We start from the raw sequence: 21,566 nt of genomic DNA, 5'->3' as shown, positions 1-21,566 counted from the left end.
GCAGTCGATCCGCAAGCTTGGTTGACCCAGACGCTTGAGCGCCTTGCGAATGGATGGCCCAGCAGTGAAATCGACGCGCTCATGCCATGGAACTACGCCGCCTGAACGGCCACGGCTTGTCGCTTACGATTGTCGAGGATTTCGCCGCTCTAAAGATCAAGATTCGTTCCGGAAGTCCCATTGCAAATACTAGGAGTAGTCCTATGACGAAGCATGATCCCGTTCGCCTGACGAAGCTCGCGGTTCTCCCGCTCCAGAGCCTTCATCTTCTCGGCAACATCGCTCGGCAAACCTGATCGTTTGCCGCCATCAACCTCAGTCTTCTTCACCCATTCATGCAGCGCGGCTGGCGAGCAGCCGATCTTGGCCGCGATAGATGAAACGGCAGCCCACCGCGATGGATGTTCGGCTTCGTGATCCAGCACCATGCGGATGGCACGCTCACGGACTTCAGGCGAAAATTTGTTCGTTGTCGTGCTTCATATCGGCTTCACTTTCTCACAAGTTGGAGCCTCCGGCAAACCCGGCGCGGTTCAGTTGATGGTACCCCATGGCTACTTCGTAACACAAAGGCGTTATCCGCTTCAGACCTATCACCCAGTTGAATCACCCCGTTCCGCTAGGGACTAATACAACCTGGGATATCGACAATTCGGCAAAATAAGTAACAATGGTGCGATGGTGGTGCATGGGTGAGATATTTGCTCGTTAGAAACAGCCGTCGAAGGTGCGGAGTCCGAACCCGATTATCAGGGGAAAAAGGTGACGCCTAAATTTGGACCGCCATTTGGCAAGGGATGGTAAGCCGTGAAACCGACTAACGTAAGACTTCTAAATATTTGGGACTCCAGTGGCGTGAACGCAACCACCATAGGGAAGTCACCACAGACGCGGCTCTAATAATGCTTAGCATAAGCAAAAGGAGGAGATAATGTCGAGAATTGCTGTAGCCGTTGGTTTGCTTGTCGCCATTACGCCGGTCGCGGCACAGGAAAATTTGAACCCAACGCCCTCTCCACAATACCAGTTAGATTCGCGGCTGGCACACAACCCATTTGTCCGCGTTAATCCTTTGAAGCTGAACGGGGTTGACTATGTCTTGTATAAAGATCCTGATTCCACGCAGGATCGTTACTATATGCTGCCTTTCTTGCTTCCGAATTGGACATCGTTTAAGCAGTCGTTGGAATCCGGTTGTAACGCTGGAGGTGCGGGCAAGAAGATCGTCGTAAGAATACCTCTCGAATTTTCTCGAGCTGGTGTTACTGACGAGATAGCGGCCTTGGCGTCCGAAGCTAGCGGACATCCTGTGGTTCCGGCGAAGATATTTTCCTATCCTTACATTTATATCGGAGTAAAAACCGGAGTCCGGAGTAATGGTGACTACCCTGAGCGAATTGTTGCCCAGTTCCCCTCCGAAATTGGAACCGTGTATGATAGGCCCCCTGATGCTATTGATGCAGTGATAGGTGCCACATGCGCGGAACTGCGCTATATCTATGACGCGAGAGACATGCGCGCAGTTGTTTACGCGCAGCAACAGGAGATACAAGAAAATATATTTTCAGCAACCTACAAGGGGTTCGAAAGCTCTGATGCCTTCCGCAAGATATTCGACAAAGAAACTGCCCAGGGGGGCATACAAGCATATTCTGATCAAAGTAGCAGTGGTTTTGGCTTAAATATTGGTGGGCATCTTGGATTTGGTTCGAGCTCCAGCCAAGGCGGAATCCGTGAAGAAGACACGAGAACCAGAACAATTTCAGGTAAAATTATATCGAGCGCCGCAAGCAAATTTGCTCAGAATCTTTCGGTTTTTAAACGTCAGGAGTTTGAGGCCAAGGGCAGCAAAGTTGAAGAAGAAATCACCAAGTTGGTGTTGAGCAGCGCCATTCATATCTCGGGCCGTCTGGAGAGGACCGATTCTAAAAACTGGAAGTTGTCCGCCGGCGCAGAAAGCAGAGCTTTGACTAGCGATCAGCTTAAGCGAATTATCGAAAGCGACAACAAATATGGTCTGAAGTTTAGCGAGAATGACGAAGTGTCCTGCACGAGCGGAAATCCATATTGCGGATCTGTCGAGAAGCAAACAGATTTCACGGATGACAACAAAATCCACTATGAAGGAAGTGGCAACGGCATGTGGATTCCTACCAGTATCGATCTGGAAGTGGTTTCGATTGATGCTGTTGCGAATTCGGTAGAAGCGTCATTTGTTGACCAACTAGTCAAGGGCTCGGCCGTCAGGCCAATAGAGGTTCCTACAATCGGGGCCGATTTAGGTAGCTATCATAGTGATCTCGTCGAGGACGTTGCGTCGGCAATCTTTGGAAAGATTACGGATCGCATCGAACATTTTTCGCCGAGTCAGCCTGCCTATGAGAAGAATGGTACATATGGACGGATTGAATGCCCTGATGGCAAATACGCCGTGGGAGTGTTTATAAATAACACGGGTGGCGGTCCCGGCATCGTCAGAACAGGTGGGATTATTTGCCGGACAATCAACGTGCGAGGGTGAGCGGCGGCAGTTTAGGGACACTCTTCCTTAGTGGGGGTGAGCTCTGAGTCGTCGCTGCTTCACAAATCGGCATCTTGCCAGGCGTCTGGGCTCTGCTCTGAATGTAACCCAACTAGAGTCTGAATCCATCTTCAAACATGATCAAGCAGTGAACTGTTTAATCCGTGCGAGCCAAGTATGAAGGAGTTTATCGAAATGGGTACGATCACTTCTGTCATTTTTATCGGCGAAGGAACTCCAAAAACCCGGATAGAAATCAGCGGCGTTAGCTTGAAGTCTGACCCTGACATAGGTGACGTTGAGCTAACCCAGTCTGTGCTAGGCACTAATAATCCAGATTCCGTAACCGGCTTTGGACCATTCAAATGTGAAGTAACTTCAGTCACATATAATAGTGATCGCACGAATGTGAGCGTTCGGATGAAGGACGACACTGATCAATGGACCGACTTCGTCCAAGTCAAATGAGGTGACACCGCTTGAGAATGCCGTCAAAGCCGAAGTCATGGACCATTCCCAACCCGAAAAGCGCCTGTTAAGATGCAAAGTCTTCTTATGACGATACGTCAACCGACAAAAGCAAGTGCATCGGCTAATGGCGCGGAAACGATAGCTGGCGCGACGTTGAACGTCTTCCCGCAATTTCGACACTCTCAGCCGATTCAGTCTTAGGGCATTCCATAGATGGCGTTTCGCCCGGCCAGATCATCCGAGGCGAGATCTCGCAGAACCTTGCCGACATCCAGTTTGCCGTTCATGACGGCTCCCTTGTCGTCAATATCAAGCAGACCGATGCAATGCCCAAACTCATGAAGAGCAACACTGAATAGGTCATTTTGATTTCCGCCTGGCATTCCCGTACCCGCATACCATGGCTTGCTCTTGTTGAATTGGATGAGGCAACGCTTGGTATTGTGCGTTCCCAACTCGTTCGGAGCGGTGGTCAGACCAGTGACGTTGAGGGGAACGAACTCGACGTAGTTTAGGGGACGCTCTTGCGGGCAATTGTTGGCCTCGAACGAGAACTTGAGCTTCGAATAGCTCCACTTGGCAGCCGCCTGTTTGATAACGCTCGCAGCACCGGATGGCGCGTCCTGCTCGCATATCACGAAGCGAGCTTCGATTGGATTGGCCTGATATTTCCAATTCCAATCTTCCAGCTTGTAAGCGCTAGCAGCTGCGGCCGAGAATAGAGTGGCCGCCAACGCACAAAAAGCAGTGGAGCGCGCCATCCATTTTGACAGCCCCTTGAGCGTGTTTTTCGTCGCAGTCAACATTTCGGTTTCCCAGCGCCAGCTAACTAAACATTGATTACACCTGTGCAATACCAGGAGGGCTGTTTCTCAAACCCAGTTTTGCAGCCGTAGCAGAAGCCAGCATTGTGGAAGCCCTGCGTGATGTCCCAATTGCAGTTGGCCAATCGAACGACTTCGTTACCGGCGTCATCCAGGCAATGGAGTTGATTATAAGCTTGATCGTCCACAGTTCCGTGAACGGCGTTGAGAGGTGACGCGTCATTGTTGATGTCGATCCAGGTTTTATCGTCTTTGTAGAGTCGAAGCGTCGTTAGTACCGAGCCGTTCGTATTTCGCAGTTCGATCGTGATGCGTGGCGAGGCTGCAATGCCGGGTCGAACAACGCCGAGCGCGCAACCGGCGCCGGCGCCGAATATGAGTGCTCGTCGAATGAATAGTACTGCCATCGTCTTTCCTCCGTTGCGTTGATCTTCCTCTTCCCGTCTTGGTCTCGGCACTCACTTATATCGTCGTTATTGGCGGCGGATCAGACATTTCCACGTCCTGACGGAAGCGGAAAGGGAATCGAACCGGAAATCGAGGGCCCGACTCGACGAACGTTGTTGCATCAAAAAGAGCGTCAAGGCCCGATAGGAATTCGTTCGCATAGGTGGCCGGCATGCGGAGATCAGCCTCTTCACGGTAGAGAACCACCCGGCCTTTGGCCAATTCGCGTAGAACAGTTCCTGACAATTCGAATTCGTCTTTGAGTGTGGACGGGAAACGCGAGTTGGTCTGGGATGCCTGTCCTCCCCGCGCTAAGGTAAAAGGCAGCCGGAATAGCGACAAGTCCGCTAGGAACCACACGTCGCGTCAAACTCGGGTTGGTGACCTCCTGCCAACTGAGGGGCACCATTTCGTGTCGCGGCGATGCGCAGCAATCAAGCAAACGGCTCAAGGCCATCCCTCATTTTAGCCATTACCACCCCAAAGGCGCCAGCCTATCTAATAAAATCTATGTAATCGTTATGATCGTCAATACTATTTCTTCACGATCATAGACAAGCTGCGTTTTTTATTGCATTCTTTGCAATTAACGGCATGCTCATTTCTATGATAATTATAGACTGCGCCTTGAAATGGCGCGGCTCTAGTTATCTTTGCTTTCAGAATGCAGATTGGTGAGGCTTTACAGATTTATTGGCTGACGAGGCGCGTGTTTGCCACCCACGCGATCGCGCTACGAGCACCCGATGAGCTACACACGAGATACAGGAGTCAAATGCTGATGGGATCACTTAGCGCCTGGCATTGGCTGGTTGTACTTGCCATTATCATGCTGCTCTTCGGGCGACGCAGCATTTCCACGTTCTTGGGGGACGTAGGCAAAGGCATTGGCGGCTTTCGTCGGGAAGTGCATGAACTCGCCAATGGCGCGGCGGTCCATAAGGTTACGCCCGTCGCCGATAGCTCGCCGTCTTCTGTTCACCTTAGCCCTGAGTCTCCCAGCGACAACGAGAGCGCGTTGTCGGGTGGGCGGCTATCGCCGCCCCAATCCTAAAAGTCCTCGTTTACCCTCCTCCTCTGGTACCGAAAAGCCGAGTGTTTCCTGCGTCTCATGGCAGGAACGGGCTGTGATGCCCACCGCGGAGATTCGTCATGATGGCCGTCGGCGGCTGGTCGCCCTCGTCGAACCCGGTCAGTGGAGGACGTCATCGAATAGAAATAGGAGAAAGCAACCTTCGGCTCGAGCGGTATCGGAGTGAGGTTGAAATCGAGCTCCGACGCTAATTAGCCTTCTGTCGAAGGCACTGTCCAGTTCCGGCAATCGTCTGCACGAAAGCGATCTTGGTATTGAGGCTGCTGAAACTACGAGGCTCTCCAGCTCCGACGATCGGCCGCGCCATCACCATCCGCGAGGCTACAAACCGCACGCATGAAATATATGTGTACCGATCGAACGAAGTTCCACATTATACTTCTAACTCTTGTTTTATTGAAACGAAAAGACTGGCATAAATAATTTATTTATATCGACAATCATGAGTAAACTTCTGCCTTCAAATATGATATTAAGCCATTTTAGACGATACTAAGATATCTTTTCTACTGCACTCATCTAAATTTAGTCTTGGGTAAAATTATGGATTGGCGAATATCACCTTAATTCAAAATATTCTTGTGATATTGTTCATTTTGAAAACCTGCTGCCTACCTCCCCTCCACGATTCTCCATTTAGATAGACATTATCATTGACATAAATCAGATCATAATACAAGCTTATATTGTAGTTCCGCGCGCTATACACTGTGGGAGGAGTCGATGCCCTTTAAGGGAGCAGGCGAACTGCCGTTCGACGCTAAACCCGTCGGCTGGCAAGAATTCATAAATCCGACTATTAGTCGCAGAAGTCTGCTGAGCGGGCTGGTGGCCAGCCCGGCATTGACCTATGCCGGATCCAATGAAGCTGCCAACCACACTTGGTACGACTTGGAATTCAATCTTTCGGCGGACTTATCAAGGCTTACCGTCTTAGAGGTTGAGGTTTATCCAGGAGCAGCCGGTACGGGACAAGCAAAAACGCCGGATGAGCGCAAGGTCGTCTGCGACTGGGTCATTCCGTCCGCTGCATTTGGTTCCGGCGCATATTTCGATATGGCACAGCCTGAGGAACTGCCAATTGGCCCGGTCGCGGCCTCACCGCGCGTCGTCTATGTGCGGAACATAGAATACGGCTTGCGATTCAGCGGCCCTTCGAAAGGGCGCGGTTTTGTAGCATTCAAATTCGAGCGTCCCAGCACCCGCTGGACGATACAATACATCACCAATCTCTGGTTGATGAGCGATGGGAAGACGGAAGCCATCGAAAGTAGTCGAACGGCGTATTTTCATGCTTTCCGATCCATCTCGCCGCCCACTGGCGAGTCCGCCGCGCAATTCGGACGCCTGCTCCCTTTTGAGGATATCGCCAGTGGACGGGTATCGGCCACGCTTACCAGCATGTTTGGCGGACACGTTGACACCACTGCAAGGATGGGTGATTTTCGCGCAACGATCGACGGCAATTTGATGTGGACAGTCATTGGCCGAAACGGTCCGATGGTCCAGTCGCTTGGCGGACAGGTAAAGGCGTCCGCTTTCAGCTTTGGCTGGTTGAAGTCGCAACCAACGGGCGCCAAACCAGATTCCGAGTCCGACGCCGCGCCAGTCGATGAGAATACAGTTTCTTATTTTGCCGGAACGGTAGGTCCCGACGCGATCCAGCTCGCGAGTCCGGCCGGCATCCTCCAGCTGGGTACAGGCCACCGCGTTTCGGTCAAGCCCGCTGACATTTGCACATTGCGCTTCGACGTCATCGTAGGATCGGCGCCCTTCCTCTCATCCCAGAAACAAGTGGTCGCCGCCCTGACCATCGGTGATGGCATCCTAGCCATTCACGAGACCGACACGCTCCTGACGGATGGCATTTCGGCCACCCGCCTCGTGCTCGCCCAGACGACGACGCCCGGCAAGCTGGAAGTCCAGCGGCGCAGCGTCTTGTGGGGCATGGCGACAGGAATCGGACCTACCATCTTTCGCGCGGGCGTTCCGGGAACACCTTGGCACAAAGTCGGGGACATTGTCTCGCCAGTCGGTCGCCTGCGCATAGGCAGGCCCGAGGCACAGGCGGATACGAAGGAAACCCAGGCTGAAGGCGCCGACGCCGACACGAATCCTGCGGAGACGAAAGAGGCGACGGTCACGCCCCTCTGGGTCGATATCCGCAGGGGACGGCTCGGCGTCTGCGAGCCCTTGCAACAGAAGGATCAGACCTCCGAGCAGATCGCTCGCGTCTTTCAGATTGCCAACGGAGATCGCGCGGGCGCACCGGACGCATCGGTTTTCGTCCTTCACGACCGGCCGCAAGAAAATCCGGCCGATCCTGGTGTGCTGAAGCGGATACATATCGATGTCTCCCTGTTCGCGGTGAGCCACGCACTGCCGGATACCAGTTTCAGTCGATTGACTTTCCGCGGTTCAAATCTTCGCCTGCAGTATGAAGACGGCAATCCGATCCTGCACCTAGAGAACGGCGAATATCCGCGCCCGATCTCATCGAGCTTTGTCTGGTTAGGGAACCTGACCGGCGATACATGCCGCGCAAGGTTCGACCTTGGCGATGCGACGCTAACGGCGGCCCGCGACTATGACCTGATGAAGCTGCGCTTCAAGTTCCAGGACATGTTGCTCGAGCATCGCTCAAGACCGGAGATTCGCCCCTCGCAGGAGGACGCGCGGATATCCGTCGGCCCGGATGGAGCCATACACGACACACGACCGATCCTCGTGGCGGAGTTCGATCCGCAGCATGTGCTGGAAGAGGCGATCTTCCGCCTCGAAGCCCCCGGCCTGCCCGATGTCGACCTGTCAAAGACGAATTCGGACGTCCCCGACAACATGAAGACCACCGCCGCAATCCTTGAAGCCTTGAACGCAGAAGCGGATCCGAGAAAACGAGCGGCGTTTCGCGAGGAGGTTCGCAAACAGAAGGTGCGTTTCGAGACTGGTCATAAGTCGTTTGCAGCACTCGCTTCCGCTTACGACGCGGCATCGTCGTCGATGCCTCTCGACCAGCGAACTTACATCGGTCCGTTTGCCCTCGACCCGGACGGGATGGCCCTAGCGCGCATGCTGATGCGCGAGAGCAGTGCCGGTCCCGTGGAGGGCGAGATTCGCGAGATGATCCGGCGGGTCGACATACTCGCGCGCTCCGATTCCCGTTTGCGCAAGGACGGACGCCTCTTTTCGGCCGTTGATCCGAATGTTTCGGACGAGATCAACTTCTCGAATGCACAGCGCAACGAGGCGATATTCGAGTCCCAGGAGCCGCTCTACGGAGTTTTCAGGAGCTTCTGGCGAGACCGAATAGTTGAATATCTCGGAGTGAGAAGAATAGGCCTCACCGACAAGCAAATCGAGGATCGCCTCGGATTCCTGCCTCCTGCCGGTGCTGACCCGCTCTCCAACAGGTTCCTCGCCGAGTATCTGTCGCTCAACAACCGAGTTTCGGGATATCCGTTGCAAATCAGGGTTGACGTTCTGACGGATCGCCTGATCGGCAACTTTGTCAAATTCGCGCTCGGGTCAGAGCGGGTGCCGGATCTGGTCAGCGCGCGGCTCGCCGGCCGCAGCCGTCTGGCATTCCGAATTGATTGCGAGCCGCCCCTTGGCGTTACCGCCGCCGAAGGCGACATAAGGGGAACCTCCGGCGACTCTCCCGCCAATACCGGGCCGGGCAACACGATTTATTTCCCGATTGCCTTCACCTTCGAGGCCTTGACCGATTGGTCTCGGTTCGAAGCTGCCGTGACCCGCCGTGCGAGCAAGCTGTTCGATGCGCTGCCGTCCGGAATTCTGCCTCGGCCCGGCAGCAGGGCATCCAATCCGAGCGACCATGCCATGTTGCGCTTCCAGGGCTTCTCGGAAGGCGCGGTAACCGGCGACACCCGGATGGCGGAGGTGCGCGCAACGCTCAAGAGCGAGAGGCAGGTTGATCCGGAGGCAAAGCAGGGCAAGCCGTTCCCGGGCGAGCCGCTGGATTTCGAAACTTCCATCGAGCTTCCCGCCCGACTTTTCCTGTCGACGGCACAGGATGCCATCTGGCGCACCAATCGACGGGTGCCGACAATCCTGTCCCAGTCGAGCGGCGGAAAACCGATCGAAATTGGTGACGCCGAGCCGTCAGGCATCGCGATCGAGGAAGGGGAGCGTCCCGCAGGCAGTCTTTCGCACAGTCCATTGCCCTGGGATCTCTGGAGCGTTCGACTGGAAACCTCGATTGCCACACCGCCGACATTGCGGGTTGTGGGTTCGCCGGATCTGCGTCCCGACGCGCTCATCGTCGGGCGGTCCGCCGGCCAGATGCGGCTGCCGGGTCAGGGCGCGCCGCCGCGCGGCCCCTATGCGCCCTGGTTCATCGGCCCGGAACAGATGGAAAGCGGAACCCTCACGCCGGAGGACGTGGCGGAGGCTGCCGAAAGGGCGGTGAACAAGGACGCAACCAAGGAGGAGATCGAAGCGGCCAGGGCGGCTGCGTGCGCTGAACAACCTGAGAAGTCCCGATATCGGCTGATAGAATGGATCTGCAAACGAGCCGGTTTCCGCAAGGCGCTGCCGACGGACAACTACACATTCTTCCGAACCTCGCTGGATGCTTACGACAGGCATCAGTTGGTTCTCCTGTCATCGACATATGGCCTGCCCGTCATCGGCAAGCGTCAGCCAGCCAAACCTGACGACCCTAATAATGTCGACGAAGCCGGAGCCCTGATCGCGAATTCCGGCCAGATAGAGCCGGGGGAATCCTTCGCCATTCTGGATGCGGCGAACGGCCAGGCCATCCACAAGCCGCTGCCATTGAACGTCCAGGCGCTGTCGCTCAGCGCACTCGGTGGCTCGCTGCTTCACGACACGGCCTTCAATCCTTCCGCCGGTGCGAACGACTTTCTCGGCAACAAGATTTTCGAAGGTTTTTCGATCGAAACATTGCAGCAGGACATTGTTCTTGGGCGCGATGTTCGAACCGAGGTCGTCTACAAGGGCTACCTCCTGCCGCTCGGACACAAGGCGTCCTTCGTGAAGTTGACGGAGCGGATTTTCCTGCGAACGCCGGAACAGGGCATCAAGGCCATGCTCCGGCAGCGCATGTATCTACGGATGGCCGAGCGTCAAAAGCTTTTCGGAGCGGTGGGGCAGCCGCATGGCGGGCGGATGTGGTGTGGCAAGACGGTCCGCCTTCTGGCGGACAAGACACCTGATATTGTCGATCCGACCTTTCCAATCGACGGGCAGGTCGGTGACGGACACAGGGAGAGTGCAAACGGGAGCATATTCCTGGGAAACGGGCCCGGAATCGCCTTTTGGCCGAAGACGGACATCACCGCGAACGGCTTCTATCACTTTGAAATCACGATCGACGGCACCCCGACATCGCTGCCCATGATCTTTGTCGATAATATTGCCGCGACCACGGCGGAATCTCTGAAGGCAGCGGTCGAGCAGTACAATAAATTCACGCCCGCGTCCCGGCGCGAGCTTGATATCGGTGGACTGAAGATCGACTACGCGCCAAACAGCAAGTCCGGAGAGGCGCAGTTCGAGACCAGCAAGATTCATATTCGCGCGCACGGCCGGACGCGCTCCGCGACGGCCGAGAGCTGGGAGGGTCAACTTGAGGAACTGCCGAATTTCGAAACGACCTCCGTGCTTGAGGGCGCGGGTCAGCCACCCTTCTATCCGATGCTTCAAAAGGCAATTATTCGGCTTGGGCCGGTCGAGAAATTGAGTGGCGGCAGCCCGAAGTCGATCGAAGTGCAATATGACGGCCACTACGTGCTCTATGGCTTCCCCGGCGACCCAGTCGCGAAGGGTTTGCCAGATCTGACACCTGAGAATGCCAACCCGAAAGAAGTATTCCTTAATCTGCGGGACCTTGTGTCCCTCGACATGGGTGGCAACGGCGACCGGGCCGGCGGCATTGCAAGACCGAACTCACATCTGATCGCGATCAGCCGGAAATTTGGACCACTGGGTGGCGATATATCCACGCGCTGGGAGCCGACAAGGGCCATATCGCCGCCTACCGCCGACTCCATGGAAGCTGGCGATGGAAAGCCGAACTTTAACGACCCATCGGCTGAGAAAATGAAGTTTGACGATGGCGAGTTGGTGTCGCTTGCCCGCTATTTTAACGAGGAGATAAAGCGACCGGTCGTCAAGCCGCCTCCGCTTCCTGACAACGACGACCAGAGCGCACCCTTCGACATGGGCGACTCGCTCAGCGAGGCCGTGAAGCAGGTTCAGTCATTTTTCAGCCTCGACGCTAAGCTGCTTGGCACGATACGACTGAAAGACCTGATGGCCCTGCTGGGCATCACGGCCGACGATATCCCCATCCTGAAAGAAGTCTATGAATTCGGAACTTCGGCGCTGCGAGAGGGCGAAGGACAGGTCAATGGTCTTGCCAATGATATCCGGACCCGCGTGCTTGCTCCTCTGCGAGACGTCATCCAGCAATTGCGCCACGAGTGGCAGGCGCTGGATCAGGACCTGAAGGACAGGCAGGCTGCAATCTTCAATAAGGCCCCCGGCTCCGCCAACAAGCCGGAGCCCCTGAGCCTCGCGCAGCTCTATCCCGAGATCGATGGCGGGCTGAGAAAGGTCGAAACGGCGCTCAACGACGCGCTTGGGACGGAAGATGCCTTGGCTCTTATTCCGAAACTGGCGCAGATCTACACAGCGGCCCGCGAACTCATTCATAACCTCGCCATCGTCGCATCGAACCCGGTAGAGCGGTTGGAGCAATCGCTCACCGGGACACTCAATGACTTGATCGAAGTGCTGACGCAGTTGAGGCCGATCATCGAAGCGCTGAAACTGCTTCCGACGGTTCTGACTGTGGGAACGCCGCGCCAAATCGCTGTCAAGATCACCGACTGGCTCTTTGACAGTGTCGGCGACCCCACGCAGGCGGCCGCGCAGATCGAGGCGGTGCTTCCCCTCGGCGCCCCGCCACTGAATGTCCGGAAACTCCTGCTGTCACTGGACCCCAATGCGGAAGGCAACCTGACGTCGCTATGGCCAATCGTCACCGGCAGCGGCGGGATCGCTCCCAGGATAATCGCCGCGGCGGAAGCGTCGATCAAGACCGCCACCCGGGACGCCGTTACCGAAGCCCTTAAGGCGCTGTTTGACGGCAAGAGCGCCGAGGCGGCCGGGCAAGCTGGTGCGGCAGCATTTCTAAAGAAGATCCAGGCGGATCTGAAGCAACCGATCGAGGACGCCAGGAAGGAACTTGAAACTTTTGCGAAGGCGGCCACCGACAAAAAGGAAGCCTGGGCTGCCTATGCGTTGTCCATTGCGGTGGATACACTTTTCGAGCGCTATCCAGAGCAGTTGATTGCCGTCACGAGGGGCCTCGAATGGATCTCGTTCGCCGTCGATAAGGCGCAGGGCGTTGCCAAGGCCATCACGTCAGGCGATCCCGAACGGATCCTGATGGCTTCGGGCGATTTCGCAAAATCGGTTCTCGGCGTCAACACCGATGCGATCAAGGCGAAATTTGAAAACGATATCTCGGCGAAAATCGCAGCCAACCTGTTGCCCGCCGCAGAATTCTTGCAAAAAGACCCGCTTCTGGCCGATCCCGCCGCATTGATGGAGGAAGCGGCCGCTTGCACGGAGTTCGACAAAGATAAGACGAAACCACTGGTGCTGCCGGGCACCTCCAGCAGTAAGGTGCTCGCACCGATCGGCGAAGCAATCAGGAGCCTGATCACGGCCAAGGCCGAAATCCAGAAACTGGATGGGGGTGCCGGGCCGCTGCACGATCCGGCGCTGCCGGATGACCTCAGTAAAGAGGCCCTCAAACTTCATGCGGCGGTATCCGCGCTTGTCTACAGCGGCGACAAGAATTTGATCCTCTCCTTGTCTAAGCTCTACTGCCATCTGGTCGACATGCAGCTCGTCGCGCGCGACTGGCAACCGCCGGCGAAACTCGACAAGGCGGGAATTGAAAGCATCGGAGCGCTGGCGAGCAACCTGCGCATGCTCGGCCGCAACGTTGCCGGAGAACTCGGAGAGATCGTCGATCTGCTGGCGACATTCCTGAAGGATCATGGACCGGTCGTTGGCGCCGGCGCCGTTGTCGCGGCTGTGGCGACGCGGCTTGAGCCGAACCTGCCATCGCTCACATCCACCAACGCCCAAATTCTCAGGGACCTGAAGACGAAGACGGCGGATTCCGAGCAGAAGATCATCGACTGCGTCTGGACCGTGGCGGATCTCGGGGTGAAGCTCATCAAGACGACCACCGGCGGCGCAAAAGACCAGATTGACTTGGTCATCGGGGCTGTCAACGAGCTGGAGAGCCTTGCGCAGCAGCTCTCGCTCACATTGACGCCGGAGATCACCGAACTCACGGAGGCATTGACCAGCATCAATAGTCATATCGCGGCAGTTGGCGGCTTAGCATTGCCGACCAAGCCGCCGTCGATAAAGGAACTCTTGCAGGGGAAGATTGCCGACAAACTATTCTCTGAGTTCTTTTCGGCTGCAGGCGGAAGCAGGACTTTTCGTGATCTGGAATAGGCTCTGCGAGACCTCGAGGATCGGGTCCAGGAAGAAGCGCTCGCGCTGCTGCGGCGGCTCGAAGGTGGACCGGCATTGTTGCGCGATGCCGTAATTTCCTATGCGGTCGAGAAAGCGAAATTCGTTTGGACGACTGGGCGGAGCTATGCCGTCATCAAACAGGTTCGCGACACAACGCTGAAAAGCGTGGGATCGATTTCGCTGTTCGCGCCCTTCGCGCGCAAGGCGCTGCTCGTCGCGCCGATACCGGGACTCGCCGATGACAATCCCGTCTGCAAGCTCGATGATCCGACAAAGGATCTCGACGCGCTGTCCAATTGCGATCGCCTTGCCCAGGAACTCAAGGTTCTCGAGGACTGGACAAATGCGGGTTCGCTCACGGCGGAAGCCCGTGTGGCGCTGAGCCGCAGAATTGTCGTGCTGTTTACGGGTTGGTCCGGGGGCGTCGCGGCGCCGCAACTGATCGTGACCCAGGCGGGCGACATGGCGAAGGACGCGCTTCGGGGCGATGTCCTGGCGGCGATCGATCTCGGCAATTTCCGCGACCAGATCGAGGACGCGATCGCCGCGCTGATCCCAACCAAGGCTAAGTTTTCCTACGACTTCAAATCGACCATCAAACACGCGCCCGGCAGCGATGCCATTTTCCAGCCCAAGGACGGCGCTGAATTCGGTATCGCGGTTCGTGCGTCGGTGGATCTGCTCAACCACAAGACCGATTTCGCCGCCACCGCTCATATCGGGCCCTTCGATATTTACCTGATCGGCGGGCTTGTCGATGCATTGCGCCTCAAGTTCGACGGTGCCGCTTTCTCCATAGGCCAGGACACCAGCCCCAGGTTCGACGTCAAGTATCTGGACTTTGTCATTGGCAGGGACCTCGAATTCGCCCAGAAGCTGCAGAGCTTTCTCACCCCCAAGGAGGGGAGTGGCGTCTTCATCCAGCCGATGACGCGCGGGGCCGGCATAGAGGTCGGGTACGGCATCAACCTCGGAACGATTGGAGTCGGCGCGACGTCCTTCTTCAATGTCAGCCTGAACGTTTCGGCGGAGTTGCCGTTCGACAATCAGGAATCATTGTTCAAAGTCTCGCTGGGACGGCGCCTCTCACCGTTTACCATGGGTGTCTTTCCATTTGTCGGTTCGGGATATTTCTCGATTTATGCTGCGGCAGACGGCGTGCGCGGTTTCGAAGCCTCGTTCGAATATGGTGGCGGGGCGGCGATCGGATACGGACCGCTCGAGGCAAATGTACGAATATCCGCGGGCGTGTTCATCCGCATCATCAAGGTAAAGAAGGACGGCCAAACCCGCCGCACCACGGAACTTTACGGAACGTTCTTCGCCGGTGGTTCGGCCAGTATCTGGATCTTTCATTTCTCGACATCACTCTATGTCCGGCTTGGACAGTCCGCTGATGGCAAGATGTATGGCGAGGCGATCTATTCCTTCTCTTTCTCCCTCGGCTTCGCTGATTACAAATACAGCATCACCGCCACCCGCGAGGAAAAGAAGCTTGGTTCTGGCCAAGCCTCCCTTCACCGGCAGCAGGATGGCGGAACGCGCTTCGCTCGTTTGAGCGAAGACGGCGCATGGATCGATCCCATCATCACCGGTGCACCGACGAATAGTGGCCTCACCGTTCGCGCCAAGGGACAGTCGGACTGGGATAGCTATTCTCAGTATTTCGACAAAGGCCTCCTGAAAGGACTACTCGTATGACGGTCAATGTCCTGCCACTGCTACGCGTGATAGCCAATGGAAGATATAAGAAACCGAAAGGTGGTCCCAACTATCTGAAGTTCACTGTTGTCGCGACGCCCGAACTCGTCGATAGCGCCGACGGCGCACTCGCCTTCGAAAACTGGCCGGCGGAGATCACCGAGCGCCTGAGAAAAAAGACCCAATGGCCCTTCGCCGACGGATTGAAGCTATTTTTCCGGCTTATCACGGCAGAGTGCATTCCCCCGAAGATAGCCGCGCCGAACTGGAAAGAGCTGCCGTTGCAACTGACTGCACCCATCGCTTATGCGGATGAGAAGGCATGGCGTAAGATAGACGCGCTTTGGAAAAAGACGCTGGTTCCGCTTGATCAGTTGCAATCTCTGGCCCAGGACATAAAAAACTCGCTCGACAGCAAGAAACAGACGCCCGACCTCAAGTCGAGCTACGATCCGAAGGTCGCGCTGAACAAAGATGGCGATATCCCGGCGAAACCGTATGACCCATCGACCCCCGATATCATTCGCGGAGTCTTGCCAATTCGACAGAGCGATTTTGCAATTGAAGAGCAAGGCGAACGTGCAGCTCGGATTCTAGCAAAACAGCTGCGAGGACCTCGCGCGGTGCTGGAGGACATCGAACCAAGCGAAGTGGACTACCAGAAAAAATTCGAGGAAGTCGTTAAGAATACCCAAGCCGAGCGAGCTGCGACCGAAAAGCTGTTCAGCGACATCATCAAGGGCAAAGCGCCGAGCGACGAGAATTCGGTGGCCCCCGCGGCATCGATCGTGCCGCAGCAGGCAAGTGTGGCGCAGGACCAAGCCTCGGCCTCCACAGATCGCGATATCCGGCGGGCAACGCACGAATATGGCACTTGGCGGCAACAAAAGACGTCCCCGGAATACGACCCGCAAAAACGGGCATTAGATCGGCTGCGCGGTATCTTTTTCGCGATTCAGGGTGACCCGACATTATCGCGGCTTTTCGGCTTGACCTTTGATTTCGAAATCGAAGAGGCTGCTCTTCTGGCATCGCTTGGGCAGCAGAACACATCATCCGTCGACCTGCATCTGGCGATCGAGCCCTCCGCCGCATCGACGTCCAGACCCGTTGCGACGGCTGCGCGATTGAACCCCGAAGGCTTCTGGCCCGTCTCCGCATTTGAGGCCTTCATCTTCACCGGTGCCGACAACAGCTGCAAGAAACTGTTGCTGCCTAAATTGGTTGAACAGAGCAATGGCGTTTGGAAAATCGGGGCGACCCTCGGGACAGACGAAGCCCCGATGGATCGTTACGACCTGACATCACTGGATCTGCGCCGATCGGTAAGTTCCAAGTCGCGCGATCGCGATCTCGGGGAGGCCCAAACGACCGCCGGCTTCACCATTCTGGACAGGGGACGCGCCGCGCAGGTCGCTCGCGATCTTGCCCTAGCTAAATTGCAGACCGGAGATGAGAAGACAACGCCGCCGGAGATCGTCGTTCTGCATGCAGAGGAACTGACGATCGGCCGACATGTCGACGTCGCCGCGGCAAAGGGCGGCACGCCTGTTTCGGCACTCCAATGGCGCAGCCTTCTTCGCCGCTACATCGACTACGATTTCGGGCCGGACGACAAGACGCTCGAGGCGATTCTTTCCCAGCTGGTGACCGTGCACGATAGCAAACGCGTGCGCGAAGAGATTTCGTTCCAGGTCGCCGCCCGGCTCATGCCGATGGCAGCGAAAATGCCGGACGACCAACAGCAGGACGAGGAGGATAAAAAAGCCACCTATGAGGTGATCACGGAGGAAGCCATATTTCTCTGGGATGGAACACCAGGCGGCGTCCTAACCGATGGTCCCAAGCGGCAGGAACAGCCCGATGAGATGCTGCCATTCGCGCGGATACTGGATCTTCCGGGAAAAGAAGCCGCTGGGAAAGAACTCCGGCCTGCCCCTCTTCGGTTCGGGTATCCCTATGTGTTCCGATTCCGGTCGATGTTCCTCGGCGGGGGATCCCCCGATCCCATCGATCCGGAAAGGAACAAGAAGATCCAAGATGACGAGATCCTGCCAAGGGGTATCGGCGGTACGGTGCAGCCACGCCGTTTCCTGCGGCACGAGAAGATCGCAGCGCCAACGCTGGCATTGCCGGCGCGGCTGGCAGCTGCGAGAATCTCACTACGGATGGGCTACGAACAGGTCGACCAGGCTATCGTCCGATCCTGGAGCGATGCGCCGTCCAACATGGACCCGATCAGCGCGACCGATCCGATAAGAGGAGAATATGTCGCGGGAAGCACGCGAGCCGTGCCTGATTTAACGACACGTGTCTTCATTCCGCCGGAGGTGCCGTTTGAGCTCGTCGTACGGCACAGCAAGCTGGACGAGACCCCGAACGTGACGGCGCTCCGTCGAGGCGGGCTGCGTGACGTAGCCTATACCCCGAAGCGGCCGCCAAAGACGGTTGTGCCCGAGGATCCCGAGCCCGAGCCGAGCGGCTTCCCCGTGGCCATTACCACGATCAGAGACACATTCGATCGGGAGGGCGCGGCCTACCGACGTCTTGTGTCCGCCGCCCCCGAGTCAACGGAGCGCGGCATACCGGTGTTCCAGCCCGGCGGCAATAATACCACAAAGGACGGGGAGGACGGCTATCTGCCGGATCCTGCAATCTCCAGCTATTCAATCCGCGCCAGGATCAGAGGCAGCGACCGCTATCTTACGGGCGACGTCCTCGTCAGCGTCTACGACAAGAAGGCCTATCCGCACATCCTGCCCCTAGTGATCGTCGTCTCCAAGGCGGGAAAAGGCGGTAAGGATTTGCGACCGTCTCATCCGACGTCAATCGACCAGATTGCGACCCACACCGGTCCGCGTTGGATGACGTCCGCCGGCACCTTTCCCAAGGCACAGCAGACTTCGTCGACCCAGGTGCAGCATGTCAGCGTTACCCTTTATCCAGGTGAAGACTTTGATCTGGAGGTTGCGTGCCTGCCGGATCCTCAAATGCTTAAGCAACGATTCGCCATCGTGGAGGCCGCCGCTATTCAGCTCGCGGCCGCTGGAAAAGACGAAGCCGGTCTTAAGCAACTGACCGACATTTGTGGCGAGGACATTGCCGAAGCATGCAAGGTCTCCACGTCGAACCCGTCACTGACCGGCATCGGCGGTGCCGCCGTGCCGGACGACCTGACACTTCTCAAGATCGCGACCAATATGATTGACGCGATCCGGACGCGTTGGCCAATCGAGGAAATCTCGGCCGTCTCCAAGCTTCGGGTCTGTCACGCCGTCAACAAGCCGCTGATGGCAAGCTGGCATGAAGGCGCAGCCAAAACCTTTCGCCATTCGGAATTTTATACGTGCGAGGAAATACTGAAGCCGCCGCTCAAGGATGAGCACGGCGCGCACGGCGTGCTGCTGGACGCGACCGTGGATGTCGATCTCTCCATGGTCGAGAGCTTCGTGGTGGTCGCCCAAACGGTCGGTGCTGACGGCTCGAAGCTTGATGATCCTACACGCGGGCGTAGCACGATCTCCAAACGTTCCGGGCGTTGGCCGAAACTTGTTACGTCAGAAGGCAAACAAGCCTACGTTTCTCCAAGAGACGTGGTTGGCTTCGACGTCGGGGCAGACGGAGCCGTAACACTTCCAACGCAGCAGATAACGCTGCTCAACGTCGGAAACCTGCCTACGCATGGCGCGGTGGGTCAGTTGATAGAGCATATCAAGGACCCCAAGACAAATCTCTGCACGATTCCGAAGCCGGAGAGCCTTTCTCCGACCATTCCGCCCGTCGAGCATCCGGGGGCCCCCGTTTTCGGAGCCCCGGTTGGTCGCATGACGCCGATCTGGCTTGCGCCGCTTTTCGTGTCGGGCAGCACGGCGCCCATCTCACACCGCCAGGCCATGCAGGACGGCGCGTTGGACGTGGTAAAGCCGACGCGCAGTTTAAAGGCCGAGAAGCCGTATATCTTCAAGGATACTTTGGCGCGCAAGCTCAAGCTCAGTTTGATTTCTGTCTGCCGCCACGCATCGGCGTTCGAAACGGCGCCGGTGTATGGTGGGGGCACGGAGCAACTGCTCTATCGGCGCCAACCATTGCGGCGGTCTGAACAAGCAATTCTGAACACTTCCTCCATCGAGGTATATGTAAAATCGTCGGCGAGACCGGCAGCACCGGACCTTCGTCGACCCGAGCCTTCCTTCATGTTCACCCGTGCCTCGGCTGTCGATGTAGAGGGCTCGATAACACATAGTGTGGTTCGCCAAGCTCGCACCCGGCTCTATTTCGGACGCTCCTGGTTCAGTTCGGGTGAAGGCGAGCGAATCGGAATCGTGCTCTGGCCGCCCAAGTACCGGGAATTGTTGAGCATCGGCGTCGATCGGGATCGTATCAAGTTTGGCCAACGCGAACTTAATCTCCGAGATTTCGAGGATCGGGATCTAGGGCCTGGTGGGTCATTTGTCACACGTTGGGGAGGTGACCCCATCCGCCGGGACCCAAGCCCTCAAATGGGGAATTTCATACCACCTGCGGCGTTCGAGGATTTTTCCAAGCTCGACAAAGGCCCGCACAGGCCTGGCTATGAGGAAACGGTGGATATGCCGATTCCCAGGGCCAGTCCGCCCGTGCCTGATGAAAACGGCAACGGACAGGTAGATCCCAAACCGGCATACGATTTCCTTCAGGTCTCGCTGCTGACATACGAGCCCTGCTTCGACCTGGACCGGGAAGAGTGGTTTGTTGATATCGATTTGAAGCCGATCCGTGCCTCGGAACCCTTCGTCAGGTTCGGGTTGGTCCGGTTCCAGAAGCTGTCAATCACGCAAGATATCATGGTGTCGGAGCCGGTAACCGTGACGATGCAGCTCTTGCCGCAACGGAACGTCGACCTGATCGACCACGGCGTTTCGGAGAACGGGGCACGCATGCTGGAGCTTGTCGTGCGTGGCATGGGTTCGCTCGATATCAAAGATCTTGACCCTGGGACGCTGCCGGGCAACGAAACTGGCCAATGGGTTAAGAATTTCGACCTGCTCAGGATGCCCAAGATTCGGCTTGCCGTGTTCCATGAGACCGGCATCGGGCCTAGCCTCGTTCGGACTCCATGCGTTCTCGAGGGCCTCCAGGTGGACGAACTCGGGCAGACCGTTCTCGCGGAAGCAGAAGTTGAGAACGACGAACTTGTGTGGAAGGTCGATTTCAACCTTCCATCAGGGTTACTGCGCGACCTCGGTCCGGGGCGATTTGTCAGCTATGTGGAAGAAGTGGATCATCGCATGCCCGCAACCTACCGCGCCGAACCGATTGGCCTCAACACCATGTTCTCCCCGGACAACTTTGAGACATCCGGGCCACGATTCAGCGCGCGCATCGCCTTTCTAGAAACAACGAAGGAGCTTCTGGAAACAGCGCCGTGACAGACGAAGAGTCTGTTGTGCGCAAGCGGTAAGGGTCGATGCATTAACGAGGGCTGAGTCGGACAAAAGCCAATGAGACGCCAGCCCGGTCATTGCGTGATTGACTTCGCGCTGCTGTGTCAAATGCAGTTGAAGGGATTGTATCCGACGATCCAGATATTTCGAACTCCTTGTGAAACGTAAGCCTCCGGTGAAGGCCGCAGGTCAGGCCGCTTGAGCGTTGACGGTCGGCGGCGTCCAATTCCACGGAAGCAACTGCTCCAGCCTGGTAATCGACGTATCAGCGATGCTGGCAAGAACGTCGGCCAGCCACACCTGCGGATCGATGTCGTTGAGTTTTGCCGTCATAATCAATGTGGCCATGAAGGCCGCACGATCTGCACCGCGGTCTGATCCGGCGAAGAGCCAGGATTTTCTGCCGAGCGCCATTGCCCGTTCATTCTGCCCATGTCGGTCAGGAATTGGAAGTTTATTATCGTTGGCATCCGTATTTTGGCCGCAAGGTCAACGTTCGGCGGGTAGAGCATCGAGCAACGGGCCAATTTCTCAAG

At 56.8% G+C, this 21,566-nt stretch carries 10 protein-coding genes and 2 pseudogenes; 7 read left to right on the top strand and 5 right to left on the bottom strand.

Annotation, left to right across the window (positions count from 1 at the left end; all coding sequences use genetic code 11):
- Window positions 1–105, top strand: a 105-nt coding sequence (locus tag EFQ99_RS33780) for a transposase domain-containing protein (RefSeq protein WP_164736491.1), incomplete at its 5' end; no start/stop codon positions are given.
- A 107-nt stretch (window positions 106–212) separates the two neighbouring features.
- Here the strand turns inward: EFQ99_RS33780 and EFQ99_RS33775 are convergent.
- Window positions 213–470: pseudogene (locus EFQ99_RS33775) on the bottom strand (transposase); the annotation flags it as partial.
- 461 nt (window positions 471–931) lie between these two features.
- Between EFQ99_RS33775 and EFQ99_RS33770 the strand changes: the two are divergent.
- Together EFQ99_RS33770 and EFQ99_RS33765 are read left to right on the top strand one after the other, a co-directional pair.
- Window positions 932–2,521, top strand: a complete 1,590-nt coding sequence (locus EFQ99_RS33770; RefSeq protein ID WP_097603637.1) for a hypothetical protein — start codon at window positions 932–934, stop codon at window positions 2,519–2,521.
- A 195-nt stretch (window positions 2,522–2,716) separates the two neighbouring features.
- Entirely contained in the window at window positions 2,717–2,989 is a 273-nt protein-coding gene (locus EFQ99_RS33765) for a hypothetical protein (protein ID WP_126925238.1), read from the top strand.
- Between the two features lie 200 nt (window positions 2,990–3,189).
- Here the strand turns inward: EFQ99_RS33765 and EFQ99_RS33760 are convergent, their stop codons facing one another.
- Window positions 3,190–3,798: a matrixin family metalloprotease gene (locus EFQ99_RS33760; RefSeq protein ID WP_097603635.1), complete on the bottom strand. Its 609-nt coding sequence runs from the start codon at window positions 3,796–3,798 to the stop codon at window positions 3,190–3,192.
- 23 nt (window positions 3,799–3,821) lie between these two features.
- Complete coding sequence (locus EFQ99_RS33755) at window positions 3,822–4,223, bottom strand: hypothetical protein (protein WP_097603634.1); 402 nt, start codon at window positions 4,221–4,223, stop codon at window positions 3,822–3,824.
- 704 nt (window positions 4,224–4,927) lie between these two features.
- Between EFQ99_RS33755 and EFQ99_RS36235 the strand changes: the two genes are divergently transcribed.
- From EFQ99_RS36235 to EFQ99_RS33735, 4 genes are all read left to right on the top strand, one after another.
- On the top strand, window positions 4,928–5,317 hold the full coding sequence (locus EFQ99_RS36235; RefSeq protein WP_342588136.1) for a twin-arginine translocase TatA/TatE family subunit: 390 nt from the start codon (window positions 4,928–4,930) through the stop codon (window positions 5,315–5,317).
- A 1,509-nt stretch (window positions 5,318–6,826) separates the two neighbouring features.
- Window positions 6,827–13,885, top strand: a complete 7,059-nt coding sequence (locus EFQ99_RS33745) for a hypothetical protein (protein ID WP_126925237.1) — start codon at window positions 6,827–6,829, stop codon at window positions 13,883–13,885.
- A gap of 78 nt (window positions 13,886–13,963) precedes the next feature.
- On the top strand, window positions 13,964–15,607 hold the full coding sequence (locus EFQ99_RS33740; RefSeq protein ID WP_126925235.1) for a hypothetical protein: 1,644 nt from the start codon (window positions 13,964–13,966) through the stop codon (window positions 15,605–15,607).
- The gene (locus EFQ99_RS33735) at window positions 15,604–21,015 is read left to right on the top strand and encodes a hypothetical protein (RefSeq protein ID WP_097603632.1); all 5,412 of its coding nucleotides are present in this window, start codon (window positions 15,604–15,606) and stop codon (window positions 21,013–21,015) included. The genes EFQ99_RS33740 and EFQ99_RS33735 overlap by 4 nt, the downstream gene beginning before the upstream one ends.
- Window positions 21,016–21,219: 204 nt before the next feature.
- Here EFQ99_RS33735 and EFQ99_RS33730 read toward each other — a convergent pair.
- Both EFQ99_RS33730 and EFQ99_RS35405 read right to left on the bottom strand, forming a co-directional pair.
- Window positions 21,220–21,450: pseudogene (locus EFQ99_RS33730) on the bottom strand (transposase domain-containing protein); the annotation flags it as partial.
- Window positions 21,366–21,566 (bottom strand): hypothetical protein (locus EFQ99_RS35405; protein ID WP_208722854.1); only part of this gene is annotated, 201 nt, incomplete at its 5' end. The gene EFQ99_RS35405 and the pseudogene EFQ99_RS33730, both read right to left, overlap by 85 nt.

Source organism: Rhizobium vallis (assembly GCF_003985155.1).
GTDB lineage: Bacteria > Pseudomonadota > Alphaproteobacteria > Rhizobiales > Rhizobiaceae > Rhizobium > Rhizobium vallis.
The sequence above is the reverse complement of the archived record's forward strand: the minus strand, read 5'-3'. Positions and strand labels throughout refer to the sequence as shown.

Coding starts and splice junctions, on each gene's coding strand:
- EFQ99_RS33770 (WP_097603637.1), top strand. CDS start 932: ATGTCGAGAATTGCTGTAGCCGTTGGTTTGCTTGTCGCCATTACGCCG.
- EFQ99_RS33765 (WP_126925238.1), top strand. CDS start 2,717: ATGGGTACGATCACTTCTGTCATTTTTATCGGCGAAGGAACTCCAAAA.
- EFQ99_RS33760 (WP_097603635.1), bottom strand. CDS start 3,798: ATGTTGACTGCGACGAAAAACACGCTCAAGGGGCTGTCAAAATGGATG.
- EFQ99_RS33755 (WP_097603634.1), bottom strand. CDS start 4,223: ATGGCAGTACTATTCATTCGACGAGCACTCATATTCGGCGCCGGCGCC.
- EFQ99_RS36235 (WP_342588136.1), top strand. CDS start 4,928: ATGCAGATTGGTGAGGCTTTACAGATTTATTGGCTGACGAGGCGCGTG.
- EFQ99_RS33745 (WP_126925237.1), top strand. CDS start 6,827: ATGTGGACAGTCATTGGCCGAAACGGTCCGATGGTCCAGTCGCTTGGC.
- EFQ99_RS33735 (WP_097603632.1), top strand. CDS start 15,604: ATGACGGTCAATGTCCTGCCACTGCTACGCGTGATAGCCAATGGAAGA.